The sequence below is a fragment of the Burkholderia sp. NLJ2 genome (assembly GCF_049487195.1).
GTDB classification, from domain to species: domain Bacteria; phylum Pseudomonadota; class Gammaproteobacteria; order Burkholderiales; family Burkholderiaceae; genus Burkholderia; species Burkholderia pyrrocinia.
The window spans coordinates 3102293-3126680 of the sequence record NZ_CP137810.1 but is presented as its reverse complement, the minus strand read 5'-3'; the positions used below and the strand labels follow the sequence as shown (position 1 = coordinate 3126680).

General features: G+C 62.9%; 16 protein-coding genes. 3 read left to right on the top strand and 13 right to left on the bottom strand.

The genetic code is table 11. The annotated features are described in order from the left end of the window. Window positions 1–193: 193 nt before the first annotated feature. Window positions 194–646, top strand: coding sequence for a nuclear transport factor 2 family protein (locus R9B84_RS36535; protein WP_423762186.1), 453 nt, complete (start codon window positions 194–196; stop codon window positions 644–646). Between the two features lie 30 nt (window positions 647–676). Here R9B84_RS36535 and add read toward each other — a convergent pair whose 3' ends face one another. After that, window positions 677–1777, bottom strand: a complete 1101-nt coding sequence (add, locus tag R9B84_RS36530) for an adenosine deaminase (RefSeq protein WP_423762185.1) — start codon at window positions 1775–1777, stop codon at window positions 677–679. A 44-nt stretch (window positions 1778–1821) separates the two neighbouring features. Beyond that, entirely contained in the window at window positions 1822–3171 is a 1350-nt protein-coding gene (locus R9B84_RS36525) for an NCS2 family permease (protein ID WP_423762184.1), read from the bottom strand. 94 nt (window positions 3172–3265) lie between these two features. On the opposite strand from R9B84_RS36525, the gene R9B84_RS36520 reads away from it, so the two are divergent. Continuing rightward, window positions 3266–4177 carry a LysR family transcriptional regulator gene (locus R9B84_RS36520; protein ID WP_423762183.1) on the top strand — a complete coding sequence of 304 codons (912 nt, stop codon included), beginning with the start codon at window positions 3266–3268 and terminating at the stop codon, window positions 4175–4177. Window positions 4178–4204: 27 nt separating this feature from the next. On the opposite strand, the gene R9B84_RS36515 is transcribed toward R9B84_RS36520, so the two are convergent. From R9B84_RS36515 to R9B84_RS36500, 4 genes are all read right to left on the bottom strand, one after another. Continuing rightward, window positions 4205–5257, bottom strand: coding sequence for a nucleoside hydrolase (locus R9B84_RS36515; RefSeq protein ID WP_423762182.1), 1053 nt, complete (start codon window positions 5255–5257; stop codon window positions 4205–4207). An 8-nt stretch (window positions 5258–5265) separates the two neighbouring features. Beyond that, window positions 5266–6378 carry a porin gene (locus tag R9B84_RS36510; RefSeq protein WP_423762181.1) on the bottom strand — a complete coding sequence of 371 codons (1113 nt, stop codon included), beginning with the start codon at window positions 6376–6378 and terminating at the stop codon, window positions 5266–5268. 161 nt (window positions 6379–6539) lie between these two features. After that, complete coding sequence (locus R9B84_RS36505) at window positions 6540–7865, bottom strand: hypothetical protein (RefSeq protein ID WP_423762180.1); 1326 nt, start codon at window positions 7863–7865, stop codon at window positions 6540–6542. Between the two features lie 385 nt (window positions 7866–8250). Continuing rightward, window positions 8251–9669 (bottom strand): MFS transporter, encoded by a 1419-nt coding sequence (locus R9B84_RS36500; RefSeq protein WP_423762179.1) that lies wholly within the window; start codon window positions 9667–9669, stop codon window positions 8251–8253. 448 nt (window positions 9670–10117) lie between these two features. Between R9B84_RS36500 and R9B84_RS36495 the strand changes: the two genes are divergently transcribed. Next, entirely contained in the window at window positions 10118–12562 is a 2445-nt protein-coding gene (locus R9B84_RS36495) for a DUF3772 domain-containing protein (RefSeq protein ID WP_423762178.1), read from the top strand. A 51-nt stretch (window positions 12563–12613) separates the two neighbouring features. Here R9B84_RS36495 and R9B84_RS36490 read toward each other — a convergent pair whose 3' ends face one another. From R9B84_RS36490 to R9B84_RS36460, 7 genes are all read right to left on the bottom strand, one after another. Then, window positions 12614–14071, bottom strand: a complete 1458-nt coding sequence (locus R9B84_RS36490) for a TolC family protein (RefSeq protein ID WP_423762177.1) — start codon at window positions 14069–14071, stop codon at window positions 12614–12616. Then, entirely contained in the window at window positions 14043–15386 is a 1344-nt protein-coding gene (locus R9B84_RS36485) for an HlyD family type I secretion periplasmic adaptor subunit (RefSeq protein WP_423762176.1), read from the bottom strand. Before R9B84_RS36485 ends, R9B84_RS36490 begins: the two co-directional genes overlap by 29 nt. Further along, window positions 15383–17569, bottom strand: coding sequence for a type I secretion system permease/ATPase (locus R9B84_RS36480; RefSeq protein WP_423762175.1), 2187 nt, complete (start codon window positions 17567–17569; stop codon window positions 15383–15385). Before R9B84_RS36480 ends, R9B84_RS36485 begins: the two co-directional genes overlap by 4 nt. A 102-nt stretch (window positions 17570–17671) precedes the next feature. Further along, window positions 17672–22156 (bottom strand): calcium-binding protein, encoded by a 4485-nt coding sequence (locus R9B84_RS36475; protein ID WP_423762174.1) that lies wholly within the window; start codon window positions 22154–22156, stop codon window positions 17672–17674. A gap of 57 nt (window positions 22157–22213) precedes the next feature. Further along, complete coding sequence (locus tag R9B84_RS36470; RefSeq protein ID WP_423762173.1) at window positions 22214–22876, bottom strand: hypothetical protein; 663 nt, start codon at window positions 22874–22876, stop codon at window positions 22214–22216. 245 nt (window positions 22877–23121) lie between these two features. Continuing rightward, complete coding sequence (locus R9B84_RS36465; protein WP_423762172.1) at window positions 23122–23571, bottom strand: hypothetical protein; 450 nt, start codon at window positions 23569–23571, stop codon at window positions 23122–23124. 4 nt (window positions 23572–23575) lie between these two features. Beyond that, window positions 23576–24133: a hypothetical protein gene (locus R9B84_RS36460; protein ID WP_423762171.1), complete on the bottom strand. Its 558-nt coding sequence runs from the start codon at window positions 24131–24133 to the stop codon at window positions 23576–23578. Window positions 24134–24388 lie beyond the last annotated feature (255 nt).

The following is a 24388-nucleotide window of genomic DNA, read 5'->3' as shown; positions in this document are numbered from 1 at the left end:
TGCCGCCGGCGGGCAACGCCGGCCGGCGTGACGGCCGCGCGGCTCGACGCCGACGCGTCCTGTCACGTCGGCGAGACCGACCTTCCCGTCGCGATTAGCGCAGCAGCATGTCGAATTAGTCCACCCGGACGAAGCGGGCCCGGCGCGCGCCGCGCACCATCGTCGTCATCGTCAAACGATGACCGAGGCCCGCATGACCCAAAGCGCAGTCGACATCGCGAACCTGCTGTATCTCTACGCGGAGCGGCTCGATGCCGGCGACCTGCCGGGCGTCGCGGCGCTGTTCCGGCACGCGCGCATCAAGACGAAGGAAGGCGCGTCGACGATCGGCGCGGATGAGCTGCTCGCGCTGTTCGGCGCAAGCGTGAAGCGCTACCCGTGCGGCACGCCGCGCACGAAGCATGCCGTCACCAATCCGATCATCGAGATCGACGAGGCCGCGCATCGCGCGACGGCGCGCTCGTACTACACGGTGCTGCAGGCCGTCGACGGCCTCGCGCTGCAACCGATCGCCGCGGGCCGCTATCACGACGCGTTCGAACGCGTCGACGGCGTGTGGCGCTTTTCGTTCCGCGACTACACGCTGTTCGATTTCGCGGGCGACCTGCGCTACCACCTGGACCTGACCGAACCGCCGGCCGGCTGACGCGCCGACCGGCAGACAACGCATTCGTGTTCAGCCCGCCGCGAGCGTGGCGGCCAGCGTATCGAACTCCGGCGCCCACGCCGCACGCCACGCGGCCTTCGTCACGTCGTCCACCCACGCACCATCGATCCCGTTCAGCATGAACTGCCTCAGTTCGTCGACCGTGAAGCCGAAATGGCTGACCATCAGCTCCCACGCCTCGCTCGGGTTGACCTTGTGCAGCGTCGGATCGTCGGTGTTCGGATGGATCTTCAGCCCGAGGCCCGGCATCTTGCGCATCGGATGCAGCTCCGCCCATTGATCCGGCGGCAGCGTGCGCAGATAGTACGAATTCGTCGGCACGACGGTGAAGACGATCCCGCGTTCCGCATAACGCGCGCACAGCTCGGGGTTGTCGACGATCGTATAACCGTGATCGATGCGATCGACCTGCAGCAGGTCGACGGCCGTCTCGACGTTGCGCCACGGCATCCCGAACTCGCCCGCATGCGCGGTCGTGCGGAAGCCGGCCGCGCGCGCGTTGCGGTACGCCTTCCAGAACAGCTCCGGCGGCCGGTCGTTCTCGCGATAGTCGATCCCGATCCCTGCAACTTCGTCCGCGCGATTCGCCTTCATCCATTCGACGATCGCGACCGCCTCGTCGGGGTCCTGTTCGCGGTCGATGCTCGGGATCAGACGCGCACCGATCCCGAAGTCGCGTGCGGCATCGCGGATCGCCGTCACGATCGCGGCCTGCGCGTCCGCATATGCGATACCCGATACACGCACCGTACCGGTCGGATTCCAGAAGAATTCCGCATGCCGCACGTTGTGTGCGGCCGCGTCCTCCAGATACTCGTATGTGATCCGCCGCAGGTCGTCGGGTTGCGTGAGCAGATACTTGTCGAGCGCGCGCAGCACGTGCAGCACGCCGACCGGCTTCTCGCCGCGCGCATAAAACGCGTCGATTTCCGCGCGCTCGATCGGCGCGCCACTGCGTTCCGCAAGCGCGACGAACGTGTCGTGCCGCACCGCGCCGAGCAGGTGGCAATGCAGCTCGACCTTCGGCAGCGCGTGGAAGAAGGCCCGGTGGGCCGGCGTGATCTCGATGCCCGTGCGCGCGGCCGGGACGTTGCCTGGTGTTCCCTTCATGTCTTTCTCTTTGGGTAGTGCAGTTGCGTCGTGGAAGCCGTCTCTCAGTGCGGCTTCACGACGGTCCAGAAGTAATAGCCGAGCGGAATCGCGAGTACGACGAGCCCCCACGACACGTCGCGCCAGCGGCCGGCCAGCAGCTTGACGAGCACGTAGCACAGCAGCCCGCCTGCGATGCCGGTGCCGAAGCTGTTCGACATCAGCGTCAGCAGCACCATCGACATCACGGGCAGCGCATCGGTGAAGTCGTCGAAATGCGTATGGCGGATCGTCGCGAACATCGACAGCCCGATCAGGATCAGCGCGGGCGCGGTCGCCTCCTTCGGGATCGCGAGCGCGACCGGCACGAACAGCAGCATCGCGGCGAACAGCACGGCCGCCGCCAGCGACGACAGCCCGCTGCGCCCGCCGGCCTCGACGCCCGCCGCCGACTCGATCAGCGCGGTCAGCGCCGGAATGCCGAACACGGGCCCGATCGTCGCGGCGAGCGAATCGACGAGGAACGGCCGGTTGATGTCCGGCAGGTTGCCGTGCTCGTCGAGCAGGTTCGCCTTCGCGCCGACCGCGAGCGCGGTGCCGAGCGTCGAGAAGAATTCCGCCGCGAAGAACGCGAACAGGTACGGCGCGGCCGCCAGGCTCAACGCGCTGCCGATATCGAGCTTGAACGCGATCGGCGCGATGCTGTGCGGCAGCGACACGAACGACGCGGGCAGGTGCGTGACGCCGAGCGGCACGCCGGCCGCGGCCGCGACGAGGATCGCGATCAGGATCGCGCCGGGCACCTTGCGCGCCTGCAGCACGACCGCGACCGCCAGGCCGATCAGCGCGACGAGCGCGCCCGGCCGCGAGAAGTCGCCGAGCGCGAACGCGTTGGTTTTCGCGTTCGCAACGACCATTCCCGCGTTGCGCAGCCCGAGCATCGTGACGAACAGGCCGATCGACGCGCCGAGCCCGAGCTTGATCTGCACCGGAATCAACCGCACCACGACGCCGCGCGCGCCGAGGATCGTCAGCAGGAAGAACAGCATGCCCGACACGCACGCGATGCCGAGGCCCGTCTGCCAGCCGACGTGTTCCGTCGTCGCGAGCGTCACGCCGATGATCACCGAGCCGCCGATGCCCGGGCCGACCAGGAACGGCAGGTTCGCATAGAGCCCCATCAGCGTCGTGAACAGCACGAACACGACGATCGTCGCGGTCGTCGCCGCGCCGCGTTCCATGCCGCCTGTGGCGAGCAGCGACGGGATCACGACGAGCAGGTACGCGGCCGCGAGAAACGACGTGACGCCCGCGATCGTCTCGGTGCGCACGCTCGTGCCGCGCGCGGCGAGCGCGAAGCGGCGTTCGAGCCAGTTGGCCGGCGCTCGCGCCGGCATCGTGTCAGTCGCTGACATGGTGGTTCTCCTGTGATTCCGAATATTGTCCTGTGTCGGTTCATGCAGCGCGGTCTTATACTGCCGCGTACCGCACCCCGACCGTTACTGCCCGATGTCGTCCGACCGCTCGTCGCTGCTGCCCGCGCTCACGCTGCGGCAGGTCCAGCACTTCGTCGTGCTCGCCCATGCACGCAGCTTCACGCAGGCCGCGCAGGCGCTGTCGCTCACGCAGCCCGCGCTCACCGCGTCGATCCGCCAGATCGAGTTCCTGCTCGGCGGTCGCCTGTTCGCGCGCTCCGCGCACCGGCTCACGCTGACGTCCGCGGGCGAAGCCGTGCTGCCGCTCGCCGAACGCCTGCTCAACCAGGCGCGCGGCACCTTCGACGACATGACGCGGCTCATCGGCGAACGCATCCAGACCGTGCGGATCGCGTTCATCCCGTCAGTCGCGGGCCGCCTGCTGCCCGCGCTCAACACGTTGCGCGGCACGCATCCGACGCTGCGCTTCACGCTCACCGATTTGCCGAACAGCGCGCTCGTCGAAGCCGTGCGCGACAGCGTCGCCGATCTCGGCATCGGCGTGCGCGAACCGGACAGCGACGACGGCACGCTGCGCTACCGGCAACTGTTCGAGGACGAGATCGTGATCGTCGTGCGACATGACGATCCGCTCGCCCGCGCGAAGAGCGTCACGTGGGCGAAGCTCGTCGATCGCGAGCTGGCCGTGTTCGTGCGCGGCAGCGTCAGCGAATCACTGCATCGCACCGGCGGCGCCGAGAAGCTGCGCCTGAACGTCACGTACCGGATGGAGTACACCGAGCCGCTCTACGCGCTCGCGCGCAACGGCCTCGCGACCGCCGTGCTGCCGAGCCTCTACACAATGCATCTGCACGATCCCGAACTCGTCGCGCTGCGCGTCGACAAACCGCGCGTCACGCGCGCGATCTCGCTGATCTCGCTCGCCGCCGACGATCGCGGCCCTCACGTGCGCGCGTGCCGCGAGTGGATCGCCAAGCACATCTGAATCCGTTCGCCACACGACGGCCCGCGTTCAGGGCAGCTTCGCGATGCGCTCGACGAGCGTCGCGTAGAAGCGGTCCGCGTCGACCTCGTTGATCCACGTTGCGTTCGCTGCGCGGCCGCTGCGCCCGTTCCAGTCGACGATCGTCTCGCCGAGCGTCCACTGCCCGGACGTCTCGACCACCACGTTCACCTTGCGTCCGCCGAACATCGTCGGATCGACGAGATAACCGACCGCGGTCGGGTCGTACATCGGCCCGTCGTCGACGCCGCGCCGCTTCTTGTTGTACGCGAGCTCGGCCGTCATGATGTCCGCGACGATCGCGCCGCAGCGGTTGCCGAGCGCGCGGAACGGCGCGACGCGCGCCGGCGTGATGGGCGCCTTCACCGCGACGTCGCGCGGCAGCACGACGATCGGCACGCCGCTGCCGAACACCACTTCCGCTGCCTGCGGATCGACATAGATGTTGAACTCGGCGGCCGGCGTGATGTTGCCGCGCTCGAAGAACGCGCCGCCCATCAGCACGATTTCGCGCAACGCGCCGCGAATCTGCGGCGCTTCGACCAGCGCGGTCGCGATGTTCGTCAGCGGGCCGAGCGCGCACAGCGTCACGCTGTTCGGCGCCGCGCGGCTCAGCGTATCGACGAGGTACGACACCGCGTGGCCGGTCGCGAGCGGCGCGCGCGGCTCGTGCAGTTCGACGCCTTCGAGCCCCGTCTTGCCGTGCACGTTCGCGGCCGTCACGAGCTCGCGAGCGAGCGGGCGCGGGCAGCCCGCATAGACCGGCAGCGTCTTCGTGCGGCCGGCCCAGTCGCGGATGATCCGCGCATTGCGTTCGGTCAGGTCGAGCGGCACGTTGCCCGCGACGGCGGTCAGCGCGCGAACGTCGAGCCGGTCCTGCGCGCCGAGTGCGAACAGGATCGCGATGGCGTCGTCCTGCCCCGGGTCGGTATCGATGATCACCGTGCGGCGCGCGGCGTCGCCGCCGGCGGCGAACGCGCCCGTTTCGGGCAGCAGCGCGGTGCCGGCCAGCGCGGCGGACAGTTTCAGGAAGGTGCGGCGGGATGCGATCGGGTGGGCCATGGTCGAACTCAAAATACGTGCCGGACGCCGAGCGTCGCCATCATCTGGCGCGTGCTGGTCGAGCGCGCGTACGCGAAGATCTGCGCATGGTCCGCGTCGCCGGCCGCCTGCTGCGCGATCACCGTCAGCGCGACGTCGGTGCGTTTCGACAGGAAGTAATCGGCCTGCAGGTTCACCTGGTGCCATTTCGGACGCTTGTCGATCACGTCGTACTTGCCGTTCGTGAACGCATACGCGGCGCCGAGAAAGAGCTGCGGCGTCATCGTGTAGACGACGTTCACGCCGAGGTTCTGCAGGTGCAGGTGCGAATTGTCGAGGTAATCGTAGCGCACGTCGGTAAACATCGCCGCGAACTGCGCGCGGCCGATCGTGTAGAAGCCACCCGTGCCCGCGATCCGCTGCCGGCTCGCGTACGCCGCCGGCGTCATCGCGCTCTTGCTGAAGATCAGCAGCGGCGACGCATAGTCGTTCGCGATCGCGCCGTCCTGGTTCGTGCTGCTGTACGGATGGTTGTACTGGGCGTAGACCGCGCTCCAGCGCAGCGGGCCGCGCTCGTAACCGAGCCCGAAGCTGTATGCGCTGTTGTTCGCGAAGCCCGTCGCATTGCTGAAGCCGTACAGCGCGGTGAATTTCAGGCCGTAGTAGACGGGGCTCACGTACTTCACCGAGTTCTGCACGCGGATGTCGTTGTAACCGTTGTCGTTGTCGCCGATGTTCACGCCGTTGCTTGCGATGATCACGGGCCCGATGTAGTCGTGGATCGCGTCGTACTGGCGGCCGAACGTCACCGCGCCGTACGTGCGGTCGTCGAGACCGACGTAGGCCATGCGCCCGAACTCGCGGCCGTTCTGCGCGGCAGTGCCCGTCATCACGTTGAAGCCGTTTTCGAGCTGGAAGACCGCGGACAGCCCCTGCCCGAGATCCTCCCTGCCCTTCAGGCCCCAACGCGGGTTCTGGTTTGTTCCGGACAGCGCCTGCCAGGCGTTCTTGCCGCCCTGATTCGTCGCGAACCCGACGCCGGCCGAAATGAGACCGTACAGCGTGATGCTGCTTTGCGCACAGGCATGGGTCGCGAAGGCGCCGAGCATCGCGAGCGGAGCAAGCTTGTAGAGAGTTTTCATGCGGGTCGTGTGATCGGTGGTGGTCCAGGCGCGGCAGGGTTCCGCGAAACTGGCCTCGACTATACGAACCCGGATCGGATAATAAAAGTTTGCTTTTCTTATGTATCAATAAAACGGATTTATTCTCATCCTTGCACCTTCCGCGCTTGGCGAAGCGGCCGTCAATCCGCCGTGTCGCCTCCCTTCGGCAGCTTCGACCACGCCTTGCGCCCCGGCAACGGCGACCATGCCGGGCGCGTGTTGCGTGCGCTGTCGATCACGACCAGGTAGCGGCCCGCGATCGGCGTGATGTCGCGATCGCGACGCAGCACCCACAGCGACTTGCCGGCCTCGACGCGCGCCTGGTAGTCGTCGTCGAGCAGGCCGTGCCGGTCGAAGAACAGGTTCAGCGACGCGGGAATCCGCACGCATCCCTTCGAGTGCCGGATGCCGAGCAGCGATTCGAGGCGGTCGGGATCGGTCGCATGCATCTGGAAGCGCATCGGCGACACGCCGCCCTTGCCCCAGCCGCGCTCGCCGTTCTCCCATCCGAAGTCGTAGATGCGCATGTCACGGCGGCCGTAGCCGCGAATCCCGTTCTCGTTCGTCGTGCCTTCCGCGCGGAAATCCATGTTGTCGGGCGAGTGATGGAACACGCCGAGCGGTGTCAGGAAATGATCGTACTTGCCCGGCAGCCCGGTTCCGACCGGCGATGCGCCGATCATCAGCCACGCATTGGCCGACGTCGCGCGGAAGTAGATGAAGAGCGCCTGCACGTTCGGTGCGCGATCGACCATCGCAACGTATTCGCCGGCCAGATCGCCGAGGTCCGCATCGGCGAGCGCCTTCTCGAGCCGCTCGCCGTATGCGCGCTGCTCGCTTGAGGGTACGTTCAGGCGCCGCGTGACTTCCTGCGTGAAGCGCTTGCGCGTGTCGATCGCGCGGGTCGTCGCGTTTTTCGCGTCCGCGGCCGACAACGGCGGATGCCGGCGCGGCGGGGTCGGCACGGGAGGCTCGGCCTCGCTGGCCGGTACGGCGGACGCGGCCGACGCAGGTTCGGCAGAGGACGCGGCGGAAGCCGCTGACGCAGGCGCTGCGGTGGACGCTGGCGCACCCGATGGCGCGCTGGCAGGCTCTGCATGATGCACGTGCGATGCCGCTGGCGCGGGCTGCGCGACCGATGCACCCGACGATGCATGTGCGTGCGACGCCGGATGCACACGGGAAGCCGCCGACGCGGGCGACGCAACTGATGAGGATGACGTAGCAGCGGACGACGGGACGTCGGATGCGGCAAGGACAGGCCGCCCGGCAAAAACGGAAACCGTCAGCGCGGCAGCGAGCCATACATACGTGGCAACTGCACGGGTAAGGCAACGCGGCTTCGCAAATCGCCGCGTCAGGCAGGAAAGCATCATACGTTCGAAGCCATCGGCCGATCCGGCCGCCGCATGGTGCTGTTGCGAGCGGCGCATCTTCCGCGCGAGCCATCGATACGTCCGGCGCATCGTGTGCGCCCGGCGCCGACGCCTCTTCGCGGCGGAGCCGTTCGCTGATGCAACGCGTGCGGTCCGATGGCGGCTAATGAGTCGTCAGGCCCTTCATTTTACGCGTCCGCGCCAGCATCTGCAGCGACGAAAGTCGCGGGTTTGCGGCAGATTTTCGCTTCGTCACGCTTTGTTTCAACTCGTTTCCGCTTGCGGCTTCGTTGCACGGCAAGCTTGTGCGTTAGCGTTTCAGCGCGTAGCCCGGGAGGCTTGCGCTTTCCGTCCGAAACGATGTCTCGCTAAATAAATTCGTATGCCAAATCATTTCGGCGATGCAGTTTCCACCAGGAAAACTGCATCGCACGCGTGCCGCACGAACCATGCGACACGCGTGCACAACCACTGACTACTTCGAAATGGTTTCGAGCGCGATGCCCTTCGTGCGCGGCCCCATGAGCCCGATCGCGGCCATCACGATCGCCATCGCGCCCGCGATGAACGCGAACACGCCGAAGGTGCCGAAGCCCTTCAGCACGGCCGCGATCGCGAACGACGAGAAGATCGCCGAGAAGCGGCTCCACGAATAAACGAAACCGACGGCCCGCGCGCGGATCGACGTCGGGAACAGTTCGGCCTGGTACGCGTGGAAGCTGTACGACATGATGTTGCTCGCGAGCGTGAGGCCGATGCCGAGCACGATCAGGAATGCGCCCACCGTCGTCTGGCTGAACAGCAGCCCGCAGACGACGATCGCCGCGGCCATCGCGACGATCACCGACTTGCGCTCGAAGCGGTCGGCGATCACGAGGCCGATCAGCGGGCCGATCGGCGCCGCGAGCGCGATCACGCTCGAATACATCAGGCTCGACGTGATCGTGATGCCCTGCTTGATCAGCAGCGTCGGCACCCAGTTCGCGAAGCCGTAGAAGCCGACCGTCTGGAACACGTTGAAGATCGTCATCATGATCGTGCGGCTGCGATACGGCGGCACCCACATGTCGCGGAAGCTGCCGCGCGGCGGCACGGGCTCGGCCGGTGCAGGCGGCGGCAGCGGACGCCCGTATTCGGCTTCGACCTTCGCTTCGAGCGCGCGCATGATGCGGTCGGCTTCGTCGACCCGGCCCTGCTGCGCGAGCCAGCGCGGGCTTTCCGGCAGTGCGCGGCGAATCCACCATACGAACAGCGCGCCATGCGCGCCGATCAGCACGACCCAGCGCCAGCCGTCGAGACCAAGCGGCGCGTGCGGCACGAACAGGTATGCGAGGAACGCGACCACCGGCACCGCGACGAACCCCACCGCCTGCTCGCACGCGAATGCGCGGCCGCGGATCTGCTTCGGCACGAGTTCGGAGATGTACGTGCCGATCGTCACCATCTCGACGCCAAGCCCGAGACCGACGACGAAGCGCCAGAAGTTCAACCCGGCTGCGGTGTCCTGGAACGCCATCACCACGTTGGCGGCCGTGTACCACAGCAGCGACCACGTGAAGATCGCGCGGCGACCGAAGCGGTCGGCGAGAAAGCCGCACGCGATCGTGCCGATGAACAGCCCGGAGAACAGCGCGGCGATGAAGCTCGCGACACCGGTGGTGCCGAACAGCCCGTGCGTGGTCGCCGAAAGGATGCCGCTTTTGACGAGGCCGGGCGCGACGTAGCCGCTGTAGAGCAGATCGTAGAGTTCGAAGAAGAAGCCGAGGCTCAGCAGGACGACGAGTTTCCAGACGCTGCGGGTGGGCGGCAAGCGGTCGAGGCGGGCCGAGATCGAGCCGGGGTCGACGGATGGGGAATAGGCAGGTGCCTGCGGAAGGCTGTCCGTTGAGGCCATCTTGGGCGCGTCTCCTGATCGTGTCGTGTTGTGTGTTGTTGTCCGGCGACCGTCGAGCCGCCGTCGGGCGAATCGCTGCATTGTACCGGCACGTCCGTCCGGCGCACGTGCGCACCAGCGACCCCGCCGCATTGCGTGAACCGAACCGATTCGGACACCCCGATTTCGCGCCGGATAATGTGTAACTTGCGTAACCGTCTATCGGGTACGGGAAACGGGTCGGAACGGCAATCCGGCGCCGCCCGCGCCGCGTCTCGGCGGTGCGGGCCCGACAGTACAGGCCAGGCGCGCCGTTTCGCACCCGCGCGCACTGCCGGAATCGCCGCAAATGGGGTACGCAATCGGTACAACCACGCGTTCCCCGCCCCGGTAACATGCTTACCGGGCCAACTACCGGCTTCCGGGCGTCTTTCGGCGGCCGGCATTGTCGGCAAATCGTAAGCATTCCATGTTCATACAACGACTATCCACGCACGCACGCCGGATCGCGCTGATCGCGCTGCTGCAGTTCGCGGCGATCGCGACCGCGTCGGCGTTTCCGGCGGCCGCTTCCGCCCCGGGCGCGAGCGGCACCGACGCGTCCGTGCCGGCCATCTCGCTGAACGACGCCGTCGCGCAGCTCAAGCGGATGCAGGCCGAACAGGACCGCATCAAGCAGCAAACCTCGACCGCGTCCAACAGCAAGGAACTGGACGCGCTCGGCGATTCGACCCAGGAACTGAGCACCGATGTCGCGAAGCTGCAGAGCGAGCTCGTTCCGCAGCGCGCGCAGATCCAGGCGCAACTCGACGTGCTCGGCCCGGCGCCGGCCGAAGGCGCCGCGCCGGAAACGCCGGCCGTCGCGAAGCAGCGCGCGACGCTGAACGCGCGCAAGACGCAGCTCGATGCGGCGCTGAAACAGGCCGCCGACCAGAAGACCAACCTCACGAACCTGAACGAACAGTTCGCGAAGCTGCATCGCGGCCTGCTGAAGAACCAGCTCGCGTTCCGTTCGGGCGGCATCTTCAGCGCGCAGTTCTGGCTGCCGCTGTTCCAGCGTTCGCCGGACGACATCCAGCGGCTCGAGGATTTCAACGACGAACTGCGCGACATGCTGCGCACGTCGTGGCTGCCCGGACATCGTGCGATCACCGCGCTGCTGCTGATCGCCTCGTTCGCGATGTGGCTCGGCGGCCGCCGGCTCATCGAGCGCGGGCTCGCGTGGCTCTGCCTGAACCGCCTGCCGCCCACCCGCTTGCGCCGCAGCGCGCTGGCGCTGTCGACCGCGTTGTCGACATTCCTGGCAACCGCCTTTGCCGTTCAGATCCTCTACCTCGCCGTTGCGCGCCACTACGATCTCACGCCGTCGCTGACCGATCTGTGGGACCAGTTTGCGAAGCTCGCCGCGACCTGCGCACTGATCGCCGGGCTCGGCCGCGCGCTGCTCTGCACGAAGCATCCGTCGTGGCGCCTGCCGGCGCTCGCCGATCCCGTCGCGCGCGCGATGAGGCCGTTCCCCGGCATCCTGGCCGCACTGCTGCTGATGTCCGGCACGCTCGAATCGATCAACCGGATCGTCGACACCAGCCTGTCCGTCACGCTGTTCGGCCGCGGCATCGTATCGCTCGTCGTCGCGCTGACGGTCGGCGCGTCGCTGCTGCGCTCGAACCGCGCACGCAGCGTGCTCGCGGCGGCCGGCGAAGCGCCCGAGCAGCGCTCGACGCTCGCCGGGGTGATCCACGCCGGCGTCACGCTGGCGATCGTCGTGTCGCTGATCGCACTCCTGATCGGCTACATCACGGTCGCGCGCTTCATCACCTACGAACTCGTGTGGTTCGAGATCGTGCTGTGCGCCACCTATATCCTGATCCAGTTGACGCGCGACGCGAGCGAAAGCCTGTTCTCCGTGAGCCTGTCGACGGGTCAGCAGATCAAGCACCTGTTCGCGCTCGAAGACCGGCACCTCGACCAGGCCCGCACGGTCCTGTCCGGTTTCGGCACGAGCCTGCTGATGCTGATCGCAGCCATCGCGCTGCTGACGGGCGGCTTCGGCACGACGCCGGGCGACCTGCTCGACAGCGCGGTCGCAATGATCGGCAGCCAGCGGCTGCAGAGCCTGAACATCATGCCCGACCGGATCCTGAACGCGGTAATCGGGTTCGCGATCGGCTTCTACCTGCTGCGCTCGCTGCGCCGCTGGCTCGACGGCGAGTTCATGCCCGCGCTCGGCATGGACACGGGGATGCGCGTGTCGCTGATCACGCTGTTCACCAACGTCGGCTACGTGCTGCTCGTGCTGATGACGCTGGGCCTGCTCGGCGTCAGGTGGAACAACCTCGCGTGGATCGTCAGTGCGTTGTCGGTGGGTATCGGCTTCGGCCTGCAGGAGATCGTGAAGAATTTCGTGTCGGGGCTGATCCTGCTGACCGAGCGCCCGGTGAAGGTGGGCGACATGGTCAGCATCGCGGGCGTCGAAGGCGACATCCGCCGCATCAACGTGCGCGCGACCGAGATCCAGCTGAGCGACCGCTCGACCGTGATCGTGCCGAACTCGCAACTGATCTCGCAGAACGTGCGCAACGTGACGATGGGCAACAGCACGCAGGGCGTCGCGACGCTGGTGCTGACGTTCCCGCTGAACACCGATCCCGAGCAGGTGCGCGACCTGCTGCTCGATGCGTACCGCGCGCATGAGGCGATTCTCGAGAAACCCGCGCCGTCGGTGACGTTCAGCCAGCTCACGCCGGAAGGGATCACGCTGAGCGTGACGGGCTACGTGTCGAGCCCGCGGATCGCGAGTTCGACGAAGAGCGATCTGCTGTTCGAGATCCTGAAGCAGTTGCGCGCGGCGGGGGTCACGCTGTCGAGCCCGCAGATGCTGGTGGTGCAGAACATGCCGGCGGTGGAGAAGTGAAGAAAGACGGCCGGTCGCGTACTGCGGCTATCGCACCGACCGTTTCCAGTACTACCGAAACGCCCATCGGCCGATGATGCCGGCGCTGGCAAACAACCGAAGCCGTGCCGCCTCCCACTCGGCCAGCGTTCGCACCCGTTCCTGACGGGCGTCGGAAAGCGCCGCTTGCGCCGACAGCAGTTCCAGAATATCTCCTGCGCCGAACGCGTAACGATTGCGCGCCGATGTCAGCGCAGCTTCCGCGGCAGCCAGCAAGCGTGCAGACGCATCCAGGTTGTCCGCTGTCGTCTCCGCGTCGGCATGGGCCTTCAGCACGTCACGCAGAATCTGCTGCTGCGTATCGAGAAGCTGTGCCTGCGCCAGTTCGGCCTGAGCCTGCGCGCCGCGAATCCGATACGTGCGAGAAAAACCTTCGAAGAAGGGAATCGTCAAAGTCAGGCCGATACTTGTCTGCGTTGCCCGCATCGACTGCAATCCCTGATTCGGGTAGCCGTTCCGGGACAACGTCCCGCTCAGATCCAGTGTCGGCATCCCGTCCGACCGTACAGTCGTCACCTTCGCTTGCGCAGCCTTCCATTTGGCCCGCGCCGCCCGGATCTCGGGGTGAGAACCTTCGGCCGCGCGAAGCCAGTCGCTTAGCTGGCGCTCCGCGTCCAGTGCAACCGGTACGACTGCCTCCTCGACCTCAACCCGCGTGTCGGCGGGCAGACCGGTCGCAAAGACCAGTTCGGCGCGGGCCCGAGCCACCTCCCCGCCCGCTCGCCGTGCAGCGAGCAATGCCTTGGCCAACGCAGTTTCCGCCTGCAATACGTCAGCTCGGGATGCAACGCCCATGGCCAGCCGCTTACGCGACGCACGCAGCGTCGATTCCGCCAACGTCGCGGACTCGGTACGCGCTGCAAACGCCGCTTGAGCATTCTGAACATCGAAATAGCTCCCGATGACATCCACGACCGCCTTTTGCATCGCTGCGTCGTGGCCCGCCAGCGCTGCCGTCAGCAGTTGCTGTGCCGCCGCGCGGTTTGCAGCTCGCCCACCAAAGTCGAGTAGCCGCCAGTTCAATGTCGCGTTCGACGTTCGACCGACGCCGCGCGTATTCATCGATGGTGCATCGGAATACCGGTTATAAGTCGTCAATTGGCTGATCGACCCGTTGACGGTGGGGAGCCATGCCGATCTGGCTTCACCCACCGCTGCGACCTGGATCTTGATCGATGCCCACGCCGCTCGAATACGGGGGTTGTGGCATAGCGCAAGATCAACCGCATCACCAAGCGTCAGCGGCTTCGCCGGGCCAGTCGACGAAGCGCATACCACTGGCATGTCATCGCCCGGTAATCGCTGCCCCGCATCCAGCACCGGTGGACGGGTCAGCAACGGATCGGCCAGGCCATCCGGAATCCCGCGTGTTTCGGCATTGCATGCACTTGAAACCAGCATCAGGCCGAAGATCCACGGACACACGCCATCTTTCAAGCTCCTAGCGCTCACGCAAACTCTCCCGCGCATGCTGCAGCAACGGCGACAGCACATACTCGATCACCCGCCGCGTACCGGTTCTGATCTCGGCACTACCCGACATACCCGGCGACAGTGCGATCTCGCGACCGTCTACCACCAGCGCCGAACGATCAAGCAGGATCCTGACCGAGTAGACGAGTCCCTTCTTGTCGTCGTCTATCGCGTCACGCGAGACATGACTCACTTTCGCCGACAACGTGCCATATTTCGTGTACTCGAATGCATCGATCTTCACGCTGGCGGCCTGCCCTTTCTCGACAAAGCCGATATCCCGGTTGTCGACGAATGCTTCCATTTCTACCGCCCCCTCTCGCGGCACGATCTGCATCAGCGGCTGTGCGGCCGGCACCGCTGTCCCAATGGTATGGACGGCAAGCTGCTGGACGGTTCCGTCGATCGGCGCGGTCAGGCGCAGCAGTTCCCCGTGTGCCTCCGCACGCCGCATGTCGCCCGACGACGCATCGACGACACGCTGTGCATCGTTCAGCGCATCCTGGGTATTCCTTCGCGTCTCTGCCACGAGCGCCGCGCGTTGGTGACGAGCATCCGCAAGCTGTCCCGCCGTATCGATGCGCTGCTGCTCGGCCTCGATCCACGCGTGTTCCGCAACGTCGCCGGTTTTCATCAGCCTGGCGTAATCATCCGCACGACGCGCCGCAAGCGGAGCGGCCTGACCGTATCTGTGAATTTCGCTGTCGAGGCGATCCTGTCGCGCGACGAAATCGCGCCATTGATCCTGCAAGTGCCGCTCGACCTCACGCCGGCGCTCGGGCGACACGCTCTCCACATCCGCCAGCCGAGGTTGCCGCCCGGTATCGATTGCGTCGATCAACGCCCGTGCACGCTCGGCTTGCAGTACCGCATTCAGCCGGTCGCCGTCAGCCCGTTGACGTTCGGCGTCGATTACGCGCGTATCGAGATCGATCAGCGCATCGCCGGTCTTCACGATCTGCCCGTCGCGCACATGCAGCGCTCGCACGCTGGCAACTTCGACCGCCGCCAATGTCTTGGTCCGGGAGGACGGAATGATCTTGCCACCGCCGTCGACGACAATGTCGATTTTCCCGAAATACGACCAGACGATCGCCGTCATCACGAGCAGGATGAGAATGCGCGCGACCCACCGGCCTGCCGGCGAGACAGGTGCCGCCTGGACAGACAGCGCCGCCGGGAGAAACTCGGCCTCGTTCGCGTTGAATGCCGGCAGCGTCATCCGATGGCGTCGCTTCCAGCAGTGACGCCAGACATCGCGGTAACGCCCGACCAGTTCACGCCAGGCCCCTGCCTGCTGTCGCATGCTCATATCCGTGCCTTTGCTACGTCGCGACCGCCCTGTTGCAGCGAATACAGGTGTGCGTAGATTCCATTCTGCGTGCGCAGCAGTGTGTCGTGCGTGCCGCTTTCCACGATTTGCCCGCGATCCATCACGAGAATCCGGTCGGCATCGCGCACCGCCGAGAGCCGATGCGCAATGATCAGCACCGTACGCCGCGCGCAGATGTCCCGCATGTTGGCCTGTATGACGGCTTCTGATTCGTAGTCGAGCGCGCTGGTCGCCTCGTCGAATATCAGGATGCGTGGATCGGTCATCAATGCGCGAGCAATGGCGATGCGCTGCCGCTGGCCACCCGAGAGCCCCGTGCCATGCTCGCCGACGAGCGTGTCGTAACCCTCCGGAAGCTCGCAGATGAACTCGTGTGCGCCGGCCAGCCTCGCTGCATCGATCACCGCGTCGATCGACGCAGTGGGTCGAGCCAGCGCGATGTTGTCCCGCACAGAACGATTGAACAGCATGTTTTCCTGCAGAACAACGCCAATCTGCTGGCGCAGACTCGCCGTATCGATCACTGCAATATCGTGCCCGTCGACCAGCACTCGCCCGCGATCCGGCACGTAGAGCCGCTGCGCAAGCTTCGTCAGCGTGCTTTTGCCCGACCCGGAGCGGCCGACGATTCCGATGACCTCGCCCGCCGCGATCCTGACGGAGATCTGCCGGATGACATCGCTCGCATCCGGCCGGTAGCGAAACGATACCTGGTCGAATTCGATCGCGCCCTCGAGACGGGGTACTCGCGTCTTTTTGGCTGCGGCTTCGGGCGCCGTGTTGAGGATATCCCCGAGGCGCCCCATCGAAATCCCTACCTGTTGAAAGTCGTTCCACAGCTGAGCGAGACGCAGTATCGGGCTGGACACCTGCCCGGCCAGCATGTTGAACGCGACGAGCTCGCCGACGGTCAACTTGCCGTCGATCACCAGCGTGGCGCCCAGCCACATGATCGCCGCGGTCACCAGCTTGCTGATCAACGTCACGCCGCCGCTTGCAATCGTGGCAACGTTGGTCGCCGACAGGCCCGAACTCACATAAGCGGCCAGTTGACGGTCCCATCGATCCGTCCAGCGCGGTTCGAGCGCCATCGCCTTGACCGTATCGATCCCGCTGATGGTTTCAACGAGGAACGACTGATTCTCGGCGCCCTTATTGAATTTTTCGTTCAGACGCCGCCGAATGATCGGCGTAAACACGACCGACAACAGCATGTAGAGTGGAATCGAAACAACGACGATCAACGTAAGCCACGCGCTGTACCAGAGCATCACCCCGAGGAAAACGAACGAAAACGCGAGGTCCATCACCAGCGTCACGGCATTGCCGGTGAGGAACGCGCGAATGTTCTCCAGCTCGCGAATACGGGCGACAGAATCGCCGACACGGCGCGCCTGAAACCACGCCAGCGGCAATGCCAACAGATGACGGAAGAGCCGTGCGCCGAGTTCGACGTCGATCTTGCTGCTCGTATGCGCAAAAACCCAGGTTCGTATCCCCGAAAGCGCCGCTTCGAACAGCGTCGCGCAAATCAGCCCCACGGCGATCACGTTCAACGTCTTCATCGCGTGATTGACCAGCACCTTGTCCATCACCACCTGGAAGAAAAGCGGCGTGGCGAGCGCAATCAACTGCAACACCAGAGAGATCGCGAGAACTTCGCCCAGCAGCTTCCGGTACGTGACGATTGCCGGAATGAACCAGCTGAAATCGAAGCGCGCCAGGGTACCCGCAATGCTGCTCTTACTCGTGAAATAGATGAGCTCGCCGGTCCAGATCTCCAGAAGACGCTCGCGGGTCAGGACGGTAGGTGCCTCACCCGGAAACTGGACAAGCATTCGAGGCGCACGTGTTCCATCCGCGGCCTGGTACTGCGCGACCACGAAATAGCCACCTTCGCCTTTCGCTCGTGCGACCGCGGGCAAAGGCGTCCGATCCAGTCGTTCGAGGTTCTGTTGAACGGCCCGGGCCGTCATGCCGAGGGAACGCGTGGCTCGCAGGATTGTTTGAGTATCGAAGCGGCCGAAGCCGAATTCATGTCGCAACGCGGCTTCGTCGGCTGCGATGCCGTGCAGGCTGGCCATCGTCAGAACGACGGCGAGACCGGAGTCGACATCCTGCGTCGGAGACGACGCTGGAGGCCGGAGAATGGAACTGTCCATGAAGGGAACACGAGGCGAGGAAGGAAATGCGATACGGCCGGCAGCAGGCCGTCCGGTCGCACGTAATGTTCAACCGGACGGATCGACCTTCGGGAACCGGAATTAACGCCAGCTCGTCGCCAGCGTCGGCGCAAGCGCGGCCTGATGCTCAGGGGACAGCGTGACCGACCCCGCGGCCGGCGGCGACCATACCGCCATGGCCTGTACCAGCTTCTCGACATCGGCGTTGACGAGCGTCCGGCCGTCGTCGACACGGATCTGCTCGATCTGATACCGTGAACCCAGGTACCAGTCCCGAACCGTTGCGGTATCGCTGGTGCCGAGGATACTGATCTCGAGATCATTGCCGACGTGACGGAACCACAATTGATCCGCCGATACGCCTGCGCCGACGCTGATCACATCACTGTTGCCGAGCGTTTCGTCGTCGTCCCGGATCGTGTCGCGGCCGGACCCGCGACCGAATCGATAGGTATCGTTGCCCAGGCCGCCGATCAGGATGTCGTTGCCGGCACCGCCATCCAGCACGTTGTTGCCCCGGTTGCCGATGATCGTGTTGTCGAGTGCGTTACCCGTGCCGTTGATGTCCTCGTTCCACAGTTTCAGCGCTTCGGCCGTGTAGATCGCGTAGGCATTCGGTACGTTGGCGGCTGCCCGGAACTCCTGAAGGCTGATGTAGCGCGTCATGTCGCTGACGCGCCGGCGGCCCGAGTCGGCAATATAAAAACCCTTGAGCGCGCCGTCGGCGTCTCCATAAACCGCGCCCGTCACGGTTACGACGTGATTCACGCCGCCGCCATCGAGATAAGCGCTGTCTTTCCAAAGACGACCCGAGTTCAGCGCCAGTATCACGCCACGACCACTGCGGATGAGATTCGCGACCGCATGTTCGTCGTATCCGGCAAGCAGATTGTTTGCAATGCCGTAACTCTTGAGCAGTGCCTGTTGCTGAACGTAATTCGATCCGCCTCGCTGGTAATCCGTTGCGGCCGGGCTGGTGACGGCCCATTGGTTGTCGATTGCGCGCCGGACGACGTCTCCCTCGGTAGTCGGCGTTCCGGTCTGCGTCAGCAAATTCGCGATCGACGTCAGCGCACACGTTCCCTGGAACCGTGGAACCGCATCGCCTTGCATGTAATCCAGCTCGTTGGCTTTCGGGTACCCGTACACGTGAACGGCCACGCCATCGACGAGCCCTTTTTCCGGCTTGCCGAAATCCAGCAGGTTCAGGTTCTCGACGTGTTCGCCCAACGTATAGCTGATCTTGCTCTGCACCGTATCGATGCCCTCGCCGGCGAATTCGACGACCCGGTCGCCGACATTGTCGACGTAGTAGGTATCGTTGCCCTTTCCGCCAATCATCGTGTCGGCACCGGTAACGCCATCAAGGATGTTGTCCGCGCTGTTGCCGACGATCCGGTTATCGAGCGCATTGCCCGTCCCATTGATATTGAATCCTTCGACGAGTCTCAATTCTTCAAGGTTGGCGTTGAGAATGTAGTTTGCGCTGCTGATTACCGTGTCGTAACCCTCGTTTGCGTATTCGAGAATCACGTCATTGACGCTGTTCACGATATAAGTATCGTTGCCCTCGCCGCCTTCCATGTGATCCGCACCGGCCCCGCCGTCGAGATAGTCGTCGCCCAGACCGCCGAGGAGCGTGTCATTGCCTTCTCCACCGTAGAGATAGTCATTGTCGGTCTCGCCGGGGCCTAACGTCCGCTTCGCCTCGTTGTCGCCGGTAAAGCCCACCAGCAAATCGTCGCCCGCGCCGCCGTACAGGATGTCGTTCCCGGCCTGGCCGAACAGTCGGTCGTTGCCATCGCCGCCATAAATCTTGTCGTGGCCGTCGCCACCCTGAATTTCATCGTCGCCGGCGTCGCCGTGGAGCAGATCGTTGCCGAGACCGCCGAGGATCAGATCGTTTCCGGCTCCGCCGTAGATCGTATCGTCGTCGGTTTCCCACGCGGCCAGCGACTGCCTTGCGTCATTGCTGGCCGTAAAGCCGACAAGAATATCGTCGCCGTCGCCGCCCCAGATCGTGTCGTTGCCTGCGCCGCCGAAAATCTTGTCGTTACCGGTTTCCCCCGAAAGCGCGTCGTGGCCGTTGCCGCCGTTCAGTTCGTCGTCGCCCGCACCGCCAAAGAGCCGGTCGTCGCCATCGCCACCATCGAGAAAATCGTTGTCGTTGCCGCCATACAGCATGTCGTTGTCGGATTCACCCCACGACAACGTTTGCTTCGCGTCGTTGCTGGCAGTGAAGCCAACCAGCACGTCGTCGCCGTCGCCGCCCCAGAGCACGTCGTCCCCGGCCTCGCCGAAAATGCGATCGTTGCCGGCGTCGCCAAGAAGCCGGTCGTTGCCTGCGTCACCATGCAGTTCATCGTTCCCGGCGCCGCCGAACACCGTATCGTTTCCGTCCCCGCCACTCACGAAATCCGCCCCGTCGCCCCCGTCCATGTAGTCGTGGCCGACGCCACCCCACATCCGGTCGTTGCCTGCGCCGCCGTACATGATGTCGTCGTCCGTTTCGCCCCAGGCCAGGGTCTGCTTGCTTTCGTTCGATGCGGTAAAGCCCATCATGATGTCGTCGCCGTCGCCGCCGTTCATGATGTCGTTACCGACCTGGCCGAACAGTTTGTCGTTGCCGATACCGCCGTCGAGCACGTCGTTGCCGGCACCGCCATTGAGTTCGTCGTCGCCCTCCTCGCCGTACAGCCTGTCGTCGCCGTCATAGCCGAACAGCGTGTCGTTGCCGGTGCCACCCCACAGATTGTCGTTGCGGCTGCTGCCGCCCATCATGTCGTTGCCATCACCTGCGAGGAAATTGACGAGCAGCTTGCTGTCGATCCAGTGACCGTACGCTGCGTAGTAGTTCGCATCGAATACGTCGTCCCCGTCGGTACCGATGAGGTAGCTCCGATTGGAAGGACTGACCTTGATCTGATTGGGGCCGAAAAAGATAAAGTCTCTGTTATTGATCCAATAGACCTTATCGTTGTCGCGCAGCGATCGATAGTTCGAGAGCGGAACGGCCGGGGCCAGATACATTCGACCGGGTTGCGATGCTTCCCAGGGTTTCCACGGCGCCGCGGCGGGTGCCGATGCGTAGCGGTTGTTACCGCGCGTGATGACGTCATAGTCGACTGCGCGGATCTCGGTGATTCCGGCTTGCGCAAGCGACCTGAATTCGCCGGCGTCGCCAATACCGTCTTCGTTGGCATCGATCCAGACTTGCAGCCCGTTCAATTCCGCGCCGGACAGCTTGCCGTCGCGGTTCGCGTCGCGCGACTGGAGCGCGCTGACGCCCACACCCCATCGGTTCGCGTCGAGCAGGACAGGTGTCTTGTCCGCGATGGAGGCGGCTTTGTCGAATGCAGCGCTTTTGGCTTCGTAGAATGCACCGATCGGGTTGTACCAGCCGGACGGCATCGTGAAACCGTAGTCGTTTCGACCGCCGTAGGTCAGCGTTCGGGAAATGATCTGGCTCAGGTCGAGGAAGCTCGTGCCGCTCAGCAGCCCGGTCGCGCGGTATCGCGACAGCAGGTTGTCGGCAAAGGCAGCATCGCGAACGTTGGACAGATCGTAGAGCTGACCGCCGTTCACGACGAAATTTCGGTCGGCAACGCCGTCGCCATTGGTGTCTTCGCGGATTACGCTAGCGCCTTCGCCGAGGCGGGTTTCTTTCTTGACATAGGTGAATACGCCGTCGCCGTTCGCATCGGTTTTCGTGACCGTAACGGATTGCCCGATGTACTGGACGGTATGGCCGCCCTTTCCGTTGGGCGTGGTAATCTGGATTGAATATCCTTCCCACTGCCCTCCTACCGCGATGTACCCTGGCTCGAATCCCGGACGATAATCTTCGAGCGACAGGGTAGACATTTTTATCTCGGCACCATTGCTGTACGTCGTGATACTCCAGTCTCCATCGGTGCGAGTGCTAGTCACGGTAACGCCGGACGACGACACCCCCATTACACGGTCGATGGTGCGCGAGACATCATCACGAAACGGCGGGCTGTTGTCAGCGGTCAGGCCGAGAACGTTCGGTGCGATATATTCCTCCCAAGCGCCTTTAGCCAAGGCCCCCAAAAACATTCCGCCCCCCACAGTGGCAACGCCCACGGCTAAACCGGAGATGGAGGCAGGTAGTAATGCAGTGACCACGGCCCCACCAACAATGCCACCCAATATTCCAACTGCGGTGTCAATTACCTCATAAGAGGACGCACTTGGATTCTTGACAACCCACAGCAATTGAACGGCAGAAATAATACCGCCCAACTGTCCTCCAATAGCACTCATCCGTTTCGCAGATGTACCAGCCTCCTGAGCAACTTCTGAGAATGAACGCATCTTGCTCAATTCGGCTCGCATAGCTTCGACTCGCGAAATTAATTGAGCATCAAGCCGACTACGATCTACAGTATCGAGCGCTTTGATCGCCCCAACACTGAGTGCATCGATATTTTTCCACATACTCCGCGCATATTCAGCGCGTGCAGCGGCGTCAGTGGATAGTTTTGCGGAATTTTCTGCGACCCCTTCCAATTGGGCGGCGATATTTTGCAAGGTCAATCTCATTCCTTCTCCAGACGCACCCAGCGCATCCCACTCATCGAGCTCATACCAAGCCATATTTCACCTCCATTTATTAGAAAATACGCAGAACAACAAAGAAATAATCACAACAACCCCTACAACAAAACAAATAACCAAATATCCACCAGCAAACAATGGCCCAACAATTCCAAGCCAGAATTTCGATTTTCCGACAGACATGAAATTCCAATCGAAATATTGACCATAGAAAATCAGCAGAAACACACTTCCGGACACAAAAAAGAGCGCAACCAGAAATGCGAGAATCTTTCTTTTCCATGAGTAGCCGAAGTACCCAGCAACTATTTCCTCCCTCTCCGCATAACAAAGGCGGAAAGCTTCAAAGATTCTGAGAGGTATCGCGGCCAACATCAGTGCGAAATAGAGCGCAGTGACATCCGGAAACAGAGATTTCTCGATCGCCTTAGGTAGCAATGGAAATACTTCTCCGACAGCGGCCACCACTGGCTTCAGCACTGGCCAACGATTCAGCACGTCATTAGGTGCAAACCACGCGATCAGCGCGCCCGCGAGATGCAAAGCCATTAGTGCGGGACTTCGACGATAAAACTCGATCAAGAAGGAAAGAATATTTCGAGGCCCTTTGCCTCCTTCTTTCGCAATCAATAGCGGCCGACGGCGTGTTTCCTCTTCGCGACCGCCAGCGCATCTATGGCTTCTTGATTCCAGCCACCATCTCATATGTATACCCAATCAATTTGTTAAAACGTTACAAAATTTAATCCCAAAAAATCACACTACCGACTGATCCGATTCAATACCATGAAGATATAGAAATAATTGAAAGAAAACAAGAAAATGCCTTATTTTCATACACATACGAAACACCAAAAAATAATTCTAAGTTCCCGTACTTGTACGATTACTTATCCCCGGCACGCCATCAACGAATCCACTCACGCGAAAACATCTCGACCCTCGCCCAATCAATCACCGCAGCAGAAAACAAAAAAGCCGGCGCATGGCCGGCTTTCCCTATAGGCCGCCTCGGCCTCTCGTGTCACTCCAATCATTGCGGCCGAGTGATAGTCGTCTTTTTTTCCCGTCATGTATTCCTGCTCACGAGCCTGATCCCGACTGTGATTTATGTAATGTCCGATTTCATGGCTGAGCACACCAACAAACACTGCGGGATCGAGGTCTTTATAAGTTCCACCGTTATATTTCGAAAAGACAATCCCGGAACCATCTAGCCTCCAGAATATGCCACGCCCCTCATTTGAGACTTCCATTTCCTCGACGGCGCCACTAATTACATCAGCCTCATATGCAAGCAATTGCCGCACAAGAGTGTCACTTTTATTGATAAGATCGATCACCTCAGCATTGAGATGCAACTTGGCAAACATTTTTTCACTGCCAGATATCATGACCATAGCACTATCTCCCCACAAATCCCTGACTCAACCCCACCTCAATGAGGCACCCATCGCTGCCAAATCTAAAATAAGCCTGAACGATCGCTGTTGAATCACCCCTATATATATACTCCCCACCGAAACCGACCAAATACCGATCCTTGCCATTAAAAACATCCAACAGATCGACATTCATCACGCACACCACATCAGGATTCAATTTAAATCGAATTTGAACCCTCATCGGCCCACCGACGTCCCCAATAAACATTCCGTAATAAACCGCCGAATCTTTTTCGAATTCTTTCGCCTGACGTTCGGCTCGCCGAACCAGCCGGCGTCCAAACACCGTTGATGCTCCAGACGCCATATAATTGGCATCCTCCGTCACTGAAAAATCGACACGCAAGCTCCTGCCGACCGCATCAACGTCAGCCAGATTATCTGAATCAACAATATTTTTTACATCTTGAAGAAATTTCCGTCGCTCACGAACAGGCATCTCATTCACAGGAAGGGGGGCACATGCCGACATCGCAAATGCGACCAATGCTCCAAATAAAATTATAAATCTGCCCATTAAATCCCCCAACACCGCCCAACAACAACAAAAGTGAACCCTTCCGCCGCCTCACTCAAAAGTTGAAATACGCGATTAACACATGACATAAAATTTCAATAGCGCGATTGCCCACCTGAATACCATCAGGAGTAAATCATGCGATCAGCACACTGAGAATGTGTAAAGTGAAAATTTGCCGACAGCAACAACACCTCAACAGTACCTCAAAAACTTATTTCTCGATGACGTCATCGACAGCACTGCCGCAATCAA